The 11,390-nt window shown below is 71.7% G+C and carries 10 protein-coding genes and 1 pseudogene; 9 read left to right on the top strand and 2 right to left on the bottom strand.

All coding sequences use genetic code 11. The features are described from left to right. Window positions 1–683, bottom strand: a 683-nt coding sequence (locus D471_RS0120755; RefSeq protein ID WP_026127918.1) for an endonuclease V, incomplete at its 3' end; no start/stop codon positions are given. Window positions 684–1,012: 329 nt separating this feature from the next. Between D471_RS0120755 and D471_RS0120760 the strand changes: the two genes are divergently transcribed. From D471_RS0120760 to D471_RS0120775, 4 genes are read left to right on the top strand one after another with little or no spacing between them, the layout of a single operon-like run. Next, on the top strand, window positions 1,013–1,792 hold the full coding sequence (locus D471_RS0120760) for an ATP-binding cassette domain-containing protein (protein WP_017600401.1): 780 nt from the start codon (window positions 1,013–1,015) through the stop codon (window positions 1,790–1,792). A gap of 58 nt (window positions 1,793–1,850) precedes the next feature. Continuing rightward, on the top strand, window positions 1,851–3,896 hold the full coding sequence (locus D471_RS0120765) for a YhgE/Pip domain-containing protein (protein WP_083924272.1): 2,046 nt from the start codon (window positions 1,851–1,853) through the stop codon (window positions 3,894–3,896). A gap of 37 nt (window positions 3,897–3,933) precedes the next feature. Continuing rightward, entirely contained in the window at window positions 3,934–4,581 is a 648-nt protein-coding gene (locus D471_RS0120770; protein ID WP_017600403.1) for a TetR/AcrR family transcriptional regulator, read from the top strand. Between the two features lie 29 nt (window positions 4,582–4,610). Continuing rightward, window positions 4,611–5,006 carry a DUF3592 domain-containing protein gene (locus D471_RS0120775; protein ID WP_017600404.1) on the top strand — a complete coding sequence of 132 codons (396 nt, stop codon included), beginning with the start codon at window positions 4,611–4,613 and terminating at the stop codon, window positions 5,004–5,006. Here the strand turns inward: D471_RS0120775 and D471_RS0120780 are convergent. After that, window positions 4,969–6,114 (bottom strand): hypothetical protein, encoded by a 1,146-nt coding sequence (locus D471_RS0120780; protein WP_017600405.1) that lies wholly within the window; start codon window positions 6,112–6,114, stop codon window positions 4,969–4,971. The two genes, D471_RS0120775 and D471_RS0120780, sit on opposite strands and share 38 nt — an antisense overlap. 516 nt (window positions 6,115–6,630) lie before the next feature. Between D471_RS0120780 and D471_RS0120785 the strand changes: the two genes are divergently transcribed. From D471_RS0120785 to D471_RS0120805, 5 genes and pseudogenes are all read left to right on the top strand, one after another. Continuing rightward, on the top strand, window positions 6,631–9,414 hold the full coding sequence (locus D471_RS0120785) for a nitrate- and nitrite sensing domain-containing protein (protein ID WP_026127920.1): 2,784 nt from the start codon (window positions 6,631–6,633) through the stop codon (window positions 9,412–9,414). Window position 9,415: 1 nt separating this feature from the next. Next, window positions 9,416–9,865, top strand: a complete 450-nt coding sequence (locus tag D471_RS0120790; protein ID WP_017600407.1) for a roadblock/LC7 domain-containing protein — start codon at window positions 9,416–9,418, stop codon at window positions 9,863–9,865. Window positions 9,866–9,874: 9 nt separating this feature from the next. Next, on the top strand, window positions 9,875–10,324 hold the full coding sequence (locus D471_RS0120795; protein WP_017600408.1) for a DUF742 domain-containing protein: 450 nt from the start codon (window positions 9,875–9,877) through the stop codon (window positions 10,322–10,324). After that, on the top strand, window positions 10,305–10,889 hold the full coding sequence (locus D471_RS0120800) for a GTP-binding protein (protein WP_017600409.1): 585 nt from the start codon (window positions 10,305–10,307) through the stop codon (window positions 10,887–10,889). The genes D471_RS0120795 and D471_RS0120800 overlap by 20 nt, the downstream gene beginning before the upstream one ends. 188 nt (window positions 10,890–11,077) lie before the next feature. Further along, window positions 11,078–11,390: pseudogene (locus tag D471_RS0120805) on the top strand (oxygenase MpaB family protein); the annotation flags it as partial.

Below are 11,390 nucleotides of genomic sequence, written 5' to 3' on the forward strand. Positions count from 1 at the left end.
CTCGGTGACAGGCGCAGCACCAGGTCGGCCGCTCCCTCCAGGTCCACGCGGTGGCCCGCGGAGACGTAGACGGGTTTGACGCCGTCGCGGGTGCGCAGCACGCGCCCGATCACCTCCGCCCCCTCCGCGGCGAGCGCCGCCGAGTCCTCGACCAGCTCCGAACGACCGGCGACCATCGGCGTCCAGGCACCCCGCTCCCGACCCGGTTCGCTGTGCTTGCCGTACAGGACGGACTTGGCCGAGCCGACCACGGGCAGGTCGAGCAGCACACCCAGGTGGCAGGCGACGCCGAACCGCCGGGGGTGGGCCAGGCCGAAGCCGTCGCACAGGTACACGTCGGGGGTGACGGTGAGCCCGCCCAGCGCCTCCAGGACCGGGGGCAGCTCCCGGAAGGCGAACAGCCCCGAGACGTACGGGAACGTCGGTTCCGCGGAGATGACGGCCGAGTCGACGACCTCCAACGTGCGCGCGTCCAGGACCACCGCCGCCGCGGACAGCGCCGAGTCGTCCTTGGCGTAACTGACGTCCAGGCCCGCCACCAGTTCCACCGAGTCCGGGTCCAGCGGTTCCTCGCGTACCCGGTCGGCCATGCTCCGCTGCAGGGCGGTGGCCTCGCGGGGCTCGCGCGGCCACAGCTCCGGATCGTCCAGTACCCGGCGCACCCGTTTCGCGATCTCCGACACCCTCGTCCCCCGTTCCTCGTGTTCGTCCACCGGTGCGGACCGCCACCGGTTCGGCACCATCCAACCGCTCACGGGCCGCCGGACGGTAGTCGGGAGCGTCACCCAAGCCGTGAAGGGCGCCCTTCCGCGGCGTTGGAACACCGTGCCCGGGCCCGGCAACCGCCGGGCAAGACCCGGTCAAATTCTCCGCGTGGATTCCGCGCGGCGCGCGTGCGCCGCGTTGTGCGGCACTCCACAGTGCCGGACGCTCAAGCCAGCCGAGAGCGGCAGTACCGTGGAAGCACAGAATTTGCACTGACTGGTCAGTTCAAAAATGGGAGGCCGCAAGGATGCGTCGGGCCACCGGAGCTCGCGTCCACGCTGAGGGCGTCACACTCACCACCCGCGAGGGACCCGTCTACACGGGCGTCGACTTCACCGCACGCCCCGGAACCCTCACCGTCTTCCAGGCGGACTCCGGCGGCGGCCGCAGCTCCCTGCTGCTCACCCTGACCGGCCGGATGCGCCCCTCCTCCGGACGGCTGCACGTGGACGGGTACTCCCTGCCCAAGCAGGCGCGCAAGGTGCGAAGGATCAGCGCGCTCGGCCTGATGGACGAGGTCAACGCGCTCGACGACCGCCTCCGCGTCAAGGAGCACCTCTCCGAGGGGATGCTGCTGCGGTTGCGCCCCGGGGTGCGCACGCTCACCGACCAGGCCATGGAGGCGGTCGGGCTCGCGGACCTCGACCGCACCACCCTGGTCAAGGAACTGACCATGCTCGAGCGACGACGACTGGGCGTGGCCCTCGCCCTCCTGGCCGAACCCCGGCTGCTCGCGGTCGACAACGTCGACGGCGGTCTCAGCGCGGAGCACCAGGCCGACATGTGGCGCACGCTCAAGGACCTGGCGAAGGAAGGACTCACGGTGATCGCCACCTGCGCCGACGACGAGGAATTCGACTCCGTCGCCGGTCCCGACACTCAGGGACCGATCCCCATCCGCCAGGGGGAACCCGCCGCCGGGACCGGCTCCCCCGAGGAGGACGACGCCCGCGGCGCCGTGCACATCGGTGAGCTCTTCGGCGGCGAGCACCGCGAGGACGAGGAGGACCACCGTGGCCAGGCGTAGACTCCCGCGCGCTCCGCGCGTACGCCCCTTCGCGGTCCCCCGCCTGGGGCTGCTGACCATGCGCTCCTTCCTCAGGTCGCCGCTGCCCACGGCGGCGCTGGCCGCGCTGCTGCTCATCCCCCTGCTGTACTCCGGCATGTACCTGTGGTCCTTCTGGGACCCGTTCGGCCGGATGAGCCATCTGCCGGTCGCTCTGGTCAACGAGGACGTCCCGGTCCGGGTCGGGGACGAGGAGGTCGACGCGGGCACCGAGCTCACCGAGACCCTCATCGACGGGGGTGACCTGGACTGGCAGCTGGTCGACGCGGAGGAGGCCGCACGCGGGCTCGGCGACGGCACCTACTACGTCACCCTCACCATCCCCGCGGACTTCAGCGAGAACCTCACCTCCCCGTCCCGTGACCGCGAGGAACCGGTCCCGGCGATGCTGGAGGCCGACTACAACGACTCCAACAGCTTCATCGTCCGCCAGCTCGGCAACAGCGCGTTCAAGGAGGTGCGCGACGCGGTCTCCGGCTCCACGATCAGCGGCTACCTCGACGAGATCTTCCTGGGCTTCAACGAGATCCACGGCAAGACGGAGGAGGCCGCCGAGGGCGCGGACGACCTCGCGGGCGGCGCCGACACCGCCGAGGAGGGGTCGGGCGAGCTGTCCGACGGCATCGACACCGCGCACACCGGCGCCGGGGACCTGAGCAGCGGGCTGGACGAGCTGTACGCAGGCTCCCAGACCCTGGCGTCGAAGTCCAACACCGCCTCCGAGGAGGTCTCGGGCAAGGTCGAGGCGCTCAACGAGTTCGCCGACGAGTACCTCCCCGACCTGGAGGAGGAGGACATCCCGACCATCCAGGAGCGCGCCTCGGTGGCCGCCGAGCTCGCCGACGGCATGGTCGCCGCGCTGGAGCTGCTGCCCGAGGAGATCGACACCACACACATGGAGTCGGCCGACCAGCGCCTGGACACCTGGATGGAGGAGAACCCGGAGCTGGAGACCGAGATGCCCGAGCTGTACGGCATCCTCACCGACGTCCAGGGCGCGATGGACACCGCCCTGTCCACGGCGCAGTTCGTCAACGACAACCGCGAGGACATCGAGGCGATCGCGGAGCAGGCCGCCGCCCTGTCCGCGAAGGCCGACGAACTCTCGGAGGACCTCCCCGAGCTGGTGGACAAGGCCGAGAGCGCCCGCGACGACGTGAACGACCTGGCCGAGGGGCTGGAGGCGCTGGCCGAGGGAGCGGAGGACATCCGTGACGGCCTGGCCGTGGCGTCGGGTGGCGCGAGCGACCTGGACGACGGCCTGGGCGAGCTCAGCGGCGGCGCCGGCGACCTCCACGACGGGCTGGGCGAACTCGCCTCCGGTTCGGGCGAGCTCGCCGACGGCCTGGCCGAGGGTGTGGAGGAGATCCCCACCTACTCCGACGAGGGGCGCGGCACCGCGTCCGACATGATGAGCCAGCCCGTCCGGCTCGACAGCACCATCGACAACGAGGCGCCCAACTACGGAACCGGCTTCGCCCCGTTCTTCGTGCCCCTGTCCCTGTGGGTGGGCGCCATGGTGGTGTTCATGGTGCTGCCCGCGCTGTCCTCCCGGGCGCTGTCGTCGTCGGCGGCGTCGTGGCGGGTGGCCTTCGCGGGCCGGATCGTCCCGCTCCTGCTCGGCTTCGGTCAGGTGGCCGTCATGCTGGCCGCGCTGCACGCCCTCCTCGGACTGGAGGCGCGGAACTGGCCGCTGCTGGTCGCGTTCCTGCTCCTGACCTCGGCGGCGTTCACCGCGACCGTGCAGTACCTGAACGTGAGGTTCAACGCGGCGGGACGCGTCGTCGCCCTGGTCCTGCTGGTGCTCCAGCTGACCTCGGCGGGCGGCACCTACCCGATCGAGACCAGCCCCGGGTTCTTCCAGGCGATCGCTCCCTTCCTCCCCCTGCACTGGGCGGTGACGGCGATGCGCCAGCTGCTGGGCGGCGGCGACATGTCGATCGTCTGGTCGGCCTTCGGTGTGATGTCGCTGTGGCTGGTCGTGCCGTTGCTGCTGACGTGGCTGGCGGTGGAGCGCAAGCGCGTCTGGACCATGAACTCCCTCTACCCCGCCCTGAAGCTCTGATGGCGGGCACGGCCCCGACCGGGGCAGAATGGACGGAATGAGCGTGAGCACTCCCCGAGCCGAGCGGCCCCGGAGCGGCCGGCGCGAAGCCACCCGGCAGCGTCTGTTCGACGCGGCGATCGCCCTGATCTCCGAGCAGGGGTACGGGGCGACGACGGTCGACGAGATCGCCGAACGGGCCGGGGTCGCCAAGGGCACCGTCTACTACAACTTCGGAGGCAAGAGCGAGCTGTACACGGCCCTCATGGAATGGGGTGTGACCCGGCTGGCCGACACACTGAAGGAGGCCGTGCCCGCCCCCGGCCCGGAGGTGGGCCCCCGGGAGGCGCTCGCCGCGGTGCTGCGCGCCGGTGTGGTCTTCATCGGGACGCACGAGGCGCTGGCCCGCCTGCTGATGGCCGAGGCCTGGCGGACCAACCGGGCGTGGTACACCACGGTCCGGCAGATCCGCACCAAGGCGATCGGCGTGATCACCGACCTCCTCGACGACCTCGTCCGGGAGGGGCTGGCACGGCCGGACCTGGATACCTCCCTTGCGGGATCGGCGCTGTTCGGCATGGTGGTATCCATGGCCCTCGACTGGCGGACGCTCCAACCGGACCGCCCGGTCGAGGACATCCACACCACCTTGGCGCACATGGCGGAGGGTCTCGTCGGCCCGTCGTCGCCTCCACCTGTGCGGTGACGTCCACACAAGCACGAGAGGGCTCCGCGATGGCCGACCTGTATCCCCTGCTCCCCCTCACCGCGGGGCTGATCACACTGTGGATCGTGACCCGGGACACCCGCCTCGACCTGCGTCTGGCCCGGCACGGTGTCCGGGCCAAGGGGCGGGTGATCGGCTACAACGAGACCTCGTCCTCCTCCCGGATGATCGTGCAGTTCCGCACCGAGGACGGCGAGGAGGTGCACGCCGAGCACGAGAACACCGGGTGGACGGCCTCGCGCGCCGGGGAGATCGTCACCATCTCCTACGACCCGAACGCCCCGGAGATGGCCCGGATCATCTCCGCGCCGTGGCTGAGCCGCTGGGTGCGCGGGCTCTTCGGGACGATGGGGACGGTGCTGCTGTTCAGCGGCCTCCTGCTGGGCTACCTGGCGTGGGCATGACGTCCGCCCCGACCGGAGGCGCCTCCTCGGGCGGGCTGTAGCGGACCAGGCGGTCGGGCAGCCCGCCGTCGAGTGTGGAACGGGTGCGCACGCGGACCCCGCACACCAGGTCGACGAGGCCCACCCGGTCGCGCCGCACGAGGGCGGTGCTGCCGTGCACGGCGACCACCATCAGGGCGATCCACCAGTGGTCGAGGGTGAGCAGCACGACGACCGGCGTCTGGAGCAACAGCGTGCGCGCCACCACCCGCCACCGGGCGGCCGGGCTCGGGCGCCCGCGCTCGGCCAGCGCCAGCCGGAGGGCTGCGCACCCGGGTGCGCAGCGGTCCCGGCGCGCCAGGGGCAGGAGCAGGCCCAGGACGAACGCCAGACCGAGCGGGACGGCCGTCGCGACCGCCTCCCCGTCCCGGGGGTCCACCAAGCCGAACAGGCGGGCCAGGGCGGTGAGCGTGGCCGCCCCGTACCACCACAGGCCCAGGTCGAGCAGGGCGGCGAGCATCCGCCGTGAGGGGGCGGGCGCGGCGCGGTCGGCCACGGCGGAGGGCCATCCCCGGGCCGGGCCGCCGGGCCACAGCGGCAGGAGCCACCGCGCGGCCGACCAGCCGACGAGGGCCCCGACCACGCCGGTCCCGGCCACCAGCGGGGAGCTCGGGGCGTAGGCGCAGGGGTAGACGCCGAGCAGCCCGGTGGCACGCACTGCGTACACCGCCGCGGACAGGGCCGCACCGAGCGCGAGCGTGCTCCAGAGCCCCAGTCGGAAGCGGTAGCGCCCCAGGAAACCGACCGGGACGAGGACGGCGCAGCCGAGGAGCAGCGATCGCGGTGCGTGGGCGGGGTGGGTCGACTCGGCCGTCGTCGACGGGACGGTTTCGGCGAAGGGGGAGCAGAGGCCGTCGACGAAGGCGGGCAGCGGCCAGACCGCGTACGCCGCCAGCCCGGTCCCGGTGAGCACGGCAGCCATGGTGAGTTGGCCGCTCCATCCGTGGACCGTGCCGTAGCGGCGGTGCTGGCCGCCCAGCGCGAGCGCCACCCCTACCGTGACCAGCAGGGGAACGGCCACGACGGCCACGTCGACCGCGGGCTGTCCCCCGCCGAAAGGCTGCACCATGCTCGTTCCCTCGCTCGCCCGGACCGGGCCGTGCGCTCCGAAGAACACGACCTGGGCCCTTCACTCCGGGGCGCAACGCTAGTACGCTCCGGCAAGGCGTGTGACCCGAACACCCCTTTGTCCTGGTACGGTCCAATACCGCTGATGACGATCGCTCGGCGCAGGGAAACACCCCCTCGCGCCCTACGTGACCTTTGTCCCAACCACCCCCGCTCTCGGACAAGGGACAACGCGCTCGGGAGCAGCTGACGAGTGTGCTTCCGCCCAGCCCAACCCCGTCCCGGGCACCCGGATCCGTCGGCCGGAACGGACCGAGATAGCATCCCCAAACGCCAGAACGGCGCAAAAGTCGTTACTCTGCGGTAAGTCCCGCGTCGCCCCCGGCCACCGGACGCGACCAGCGAAGCGGTGGGGCCCACGCGAGACGCCCCGCGGCGCCGACCCCACGGCGCCAGGAGGCGGGCCGACCCCCGGCACCGCATCGAGACGACGTCGACACGGATCGACAGGAGAACCGTGCAAGCAGTACAGAAGCGACGCGGGCGAACGATCGCCGCCCGGATCCGCTCCATGGTCATGATCCCCACCGCCGCGCTGGTCGCGCTCTGGCTGATCATCACGTTCGTCCTGGCCTACGACGCTGTCTTCCAGCTCCTGCGCGCCAGAGCGACCCATGAGATGGTGACCCCCGCGGCCGTCGGCCTGGTGCATGTGATGGAGGAACGGTCCGCCACCGTCGCCTACATCGAGCGCCCCGACAACGCCGAGCTCGAGCAGCAGATGATGGAGGCGCGCCAGGAGTCCGACGCCACCATCGGCGTGGTGATCGAGGACCTCATCGGCTTCGTCGACATCGCCCCGGGCCGGACCGGCGACCGGATCGAGGAGCTCTACGGCCAGTACGGCGAGATCAACCGGATCCGCGCGGCGGTCGACTCCGGGTCCGCGTCCCGCGCCGCCGTCCTCGACTACTACGACGCCCTGATGCTGGCGGGCGCCGACGTCTTCGACGCCCAGGGACGCGACGGCAACACCGGGGAGTCGACCAGCTCCGGCTTCACCGCCGTCTACATGTTCCGCACCGTCGACGCGTTCGCGCGCACCGACGCCCAGCTCCAGCGCGCCTTCGCCTCCGGCGAGCTCGGCCACGAGGACCAGCACGAGTTCACACAGCTCGTCGGCACCTACCAGAACCTCCTGGAGTCCAACGCGCACTACCTGGAGGGCCCCGGGCAGCTCGAACGCTACGAGGCCCTCATGGCCAGTCCCGAGTACGCGGCGCTGCTGGAGATGCAGGAGGAGATCATCCACCGGCAGATCCCCACGGAGACGGTCTTCGACCCGACCACCGGCCAGCAGGAGACCGTCCAGGACCTGACGATGCCGGTGGACGAGGAGGAGTGGCGCGCGGCCTACGACCACACGCTCTCCGAGCTGACCGACCTCGGTGCCGACGAGGCCCTGAACTCCGCCAACGTCACCGGTGACTACGCCTGGTCGCGGGTGTTCTGGGCGGTGACCATCAGCCTCGGTTCCGCCGCCGTGATCGGCCTGGCCTCCACCCTGGCCCGCAGGTCCTCCCAGAACCTCACCCGGCGCCTGCTCAGGCTGCGCGACGACTCCATCGACCTGGCCGAGAACCGGCTGCCCGACATCATGCGCCGTCTGCACGAGGGAGAGCGCGTGGACACCGGGGCGGCCATGCCGGGTCTGTCCACCAGCGACGACGAGATCGGTGACGTCGCCCGGGCGTTCAACTCCGCCCAGCGCGCGGCCGTCGACGAGGCCGTGCAGCAGACCGAGCTGCGCCACGGCGTCAACCGGGTCTTCCTCAACATCGCCCACCGCAGCCAGACGCTGGTCCACCGCCAGCTGCGGCTGCGGGACAAGATGGAGCGCGAGCAGGAGGACCCCGAGCAGCTGGAACAGCTGTTCAAGCTCGACCACCTGGCCACCCGGTCCCGCCGCAACGCCGAGAACCTGCTCATCCTCGGCGGTGAGGCGCCCGGCCGGACCTGGCACCGTCCGATGCCGCTGATCGACGTGCTGCGCGGGGCGATCTCCGAGTCCGGCGACTACACCCGCGTCAAGCGCGAGCGCATCGCCCGCGTACACCTCAACGGCCCCGCCGTCGCCGACGTCATCCACCTGGTCGCCGAGCTCGTCGACAACGCCGCGATGTTCTCCCCGCCCCACACGCACGTGCGGCTGAGCAGTGAGGACGTGCCCAACGGGGTGACGATCGAGATCGAGGACCGCGGCCTGGGCATGACCGACGGCGAACTCGCCTCGGCCAACGCGCTGCTGTCGAACCCGCCCGAGTTCGACGTCATGCGGCTGAACGAGAAGATGCGCCTCGGCCTGTTCGTGGTCTCGCACCTGGCGCACCGGCACGGTATCCGGGTGCACCTGCGCTCGTCGCCCTACGGCGGCGTGCAGGCGATCGTCCTCCTGCCGCACGAGCTCATCGCCGGCGGCCGCCCGCAGTCCTCGCCCGCCGAGGAGGAGGACATCTGGGAGGTCCGCGCGATCACCGACCGTCCGACGCCCCCGTCCTCCAACGGCGCCAAGCCTGTGCTCACCCCGGTGGCGACGCCCCCGTCAGACGACACGACCGGGAACGAGGACGAGGGCACGGCCGCTCGCCCCGCTCCCACCCTGGCCGCCGCGCCGGACCCGGTCACCACCGACGGTGAGGCCGACGGCGCCGCGCAGGAGGGGACGGCCGCGGACGACCCGGGCGCGAAGGGCGCCGAGGACGGAACGACCACGGACAGCTCCTCGGACGGCGCCGAGGACGGCGGCACCGCACCGGACACCGCCGCACCGGCCGAGGACCTCCTGAGCTCGAACGTGAACGGCGACGACCCCCTGCCGTCCCGCACCCGCGACACCGGTCCGACCGGCGACGGGCCCACGCCCCCCGCCCCCGCGGCCGCACGCCCCGCCCTGCCCGTCCGCGACCCCGGCGCCACCAAGACGGCCGAGCGCTCCTCCGGCGCCGACGTGCTCGGCACCGGGTCCACGGACGTGGTCGAGGCCGGAGGCGGACGACCGCCGCTCCCCAAGCGGCGGCCGCAGGAGAACCTGGCCCCGCAGCTCGCGGCAGAATCCCCGGAGGACCCGGCCGGCCCCGCGGCGGGACTCGGTGCCGGCACCGGCAGGGTCCAGGGCGGCTCCCCCGACGGCGCTGAGCGGCTCGCACGCCTGCGCCGGAACATGTCCGCGTTCCAGAAGGGGACGGACCGCGGACGGCGCGAAGGCAAGCAGCAGACCCACGACACCGACAAGGACGCCTAACGTGACGAGCACCCCTGACAGCGCCGACCTCGGAAACGGCGCGGGCAAGAAGGACATCGACTGGCTCCTGGACGAGCTGCTCGACCGTGCGGTCGGGTCGCGGCACGCGATCGTGCTGTCGGCCGACGGACTGCTCATCGGCCGCTCCCGTGACCTGGTCAAGGAGGACGCCGAACACCTGTCCGCGGTGGCATCCGCCTTCCAGAGCCTGGCCCGGGGCACCGGCCGTCACTTCGGTGGGGGCGAGGTCCTCCAGACCGTGGTGGAGATGGAGAGCGCCTACCTGTTCGTCACGGGCGCCGGGCGCGGCGCCTGCCTGGCGGTCCTGGCGGAGGAGAGCGCCGACGTCGGCCTCATCGCCTACGAGATGAACGTACTGGTCGAGCAGGTGGGCCGATACCTGGACGCCGCCCCCAGGAACGAGGGCGCGACCGGGGAAGCCACGCGATAGGGGGCGGTTATGCAAGCGCACAACGAGCACGATCCGGGCGAGATACCGCACGGCCTCCCGCACCGCGACGCGGTCGGCGGGTTCGGCTCGGACGAGCCGGAGTCGGCCGCTCAGCAGGAGGCCGGCCCCCTCGTCCGCCCGTACGTGATCGCGCAGGGCCGCGACCACGCGGACACCGTGCAGCTGGACATGATCAGCGTCGTGATCGCCGCCAAGCGAGCCGAGGTGGACGAGATGGCGCTCGAACCGGAGCAGCTCCGCATCCTGGAGCTGTGCCGTCGCCCCCAGTCGGTGGCCGAGGTGTCCGCGCACCTGGACATCCCGGTCGCCGTCGTCAAGGTTTTGCTCAGCGACCTCCTCAACCGCGGTCTGGCCCTGGCCCGCGCCCCCTACACAGCGAAGAGCCCGGTGAGCCGGGACGTACTCCAGGCGGTACTCGATGGCATCCAAAGACTCTGACAACGACGACCAGGCGCCCGTCCCGTCGGCGCTGAAGATCCTCGTGGCGGGCGGCTTCGGGGCCGGTAAGACCACGTTGGTCGGCTCGGTGAGCGAGATCGCCCCGCTCAGCACCGAGGAGGTGATGACGGAGGCCAGCTACGGGGTCGACGACCTGTCCGGGGTGGAGGCCAAGTCGACCACGACCGTGGCGCTGGACTTCGGCCGTATCACCATCAGCCCCACCCTCGTCCTGTACCTGTTCGGCACCCCGGGCCAGGAGCGCTTCTGGTTCATGTGGGAGGAGCTGTCCGAGGGCGCGCTCGGGGCGATCGTCATCGCCGACACGCGCCGCCTGGAGACGTGCTTCGCGGCCGTGGACTTCTTCGAGCGGCGCGGCGTGCCGTTCGTGGTGGCGGTGAACTGCTTCGAGGGAGCGCACCTGTACGAGGCGGACGAGGTGCGCAGCGCGCTCAGCCTCGACCCGTCCATCCCCGTGGTGCTCAGCGACGCGCGCGACCGCGAGTCCTCGAAGAACGTCCTGCTCACGCTGGTCAACCGGGTCGCCGAGCGCATGGCGGCCTGACCGCTCCGGTCCGGCGCGGTCGCCGACCCCGCCCACCGCGCCGGACCGGCTGGTCCCGGGCACGTTTACATCCAGTGCCTACAGGTAAAGTTCGGGCCGTGAGGCACCGCGCCTGCGCGCGCGTGGCACATCCACGGCCCCCCTGCCCCGGCGCGGTCGGGCCCGCACCGAGGTGACTGGAGAACACCATGAAGCGGTTCGAGTGGCGCGACCGAATCCACGCGCTGGACGCCGAAGCCGACTGCGAGCGGATCGTCAGCATCCTGGGCGGCCACGAGTTCCCCTGGGACATCGAACAAGCCCTGGGACTGGCCCTCTACCGCACCTACGCCGTCCCGAGCATCGGCGAGCTGCTGGCCCGGACCAAGGAGTTCACCTCCCGCACCCAGCACCGGTACGACGACACCGCGCTGATCCTCAACGACATCCTGGAACACGGGTTCGGTCCGGGGCGGGGGCGCGACGCGCTGCGCCGCATGAACCAGATGCACCGCTCCTACG

The organism is Nocardiopsis lucentensis DSM 44048, from assembly GCF_000341125.1.
Lineage (GTDB): Bacteria > Actinomycetota > Actinomycetes > Streptosporangiales > Streptosporangiaceae > Nocardiopsis > Nocardiopsis lucentensis.

What these genes read in the sequence shown, in the direction of transcription:
- D471_RS0120760 (WP_017600401.1), top strand. Translation starts at nt 1,013, where the DNA reads ATGCGTCGGGCCACCGGAGCTCGCGTCCACGCTGAGGGCGTCACACTC.
- D471_RS0120765 (WP_083924272.1), top strand. Translation starts at nt 1,851, where the DNA reads ATGCGCTCCTTCCTCAGGTCGCCGCTGCCCACGGCGGCGCTGGCCGCG.
- D471_RS0120770 (WP_017600403.1), top strand. Translation starts at nt 3,934, where the DNA reads ATGAGCGTGAGCACTCCCCGAGCCGAGCGGCCCCGGAGCGGCCGGCGC.
- D471_RS0120775 (WP_017600404.1), top strand. Translation starts at nt 4,611, where the DNA reads ATGGCCGACCTGTATCCCCTGCTCCCCCTCACCGCGGGGCTGATCACA.
- D471_RS0120780 (WP_017600405.1), bottom strand. Translation starts at nt 6,114, where the DNA reads ATGGTGCAGCCTTTCGGCGGGGGACAGCCCGCGGTCGACGTGGCCGTC.
- D471_RS0120795 (WP_017600408.1), top strand. Translation starts at nt 9,875, where the DNA reads ATGCAAGCGCACAACGAGCACGATCCGGGCGAGATACCGCACGGCCTC.
- D471_RS0120800 (WP_017600409.1), top strand. Translation starts at nt 10,305, where the DNA reads ATGGCATCCAAAGACTCTGACAACGACGACCAGGCGCCCGTCCCGTCG.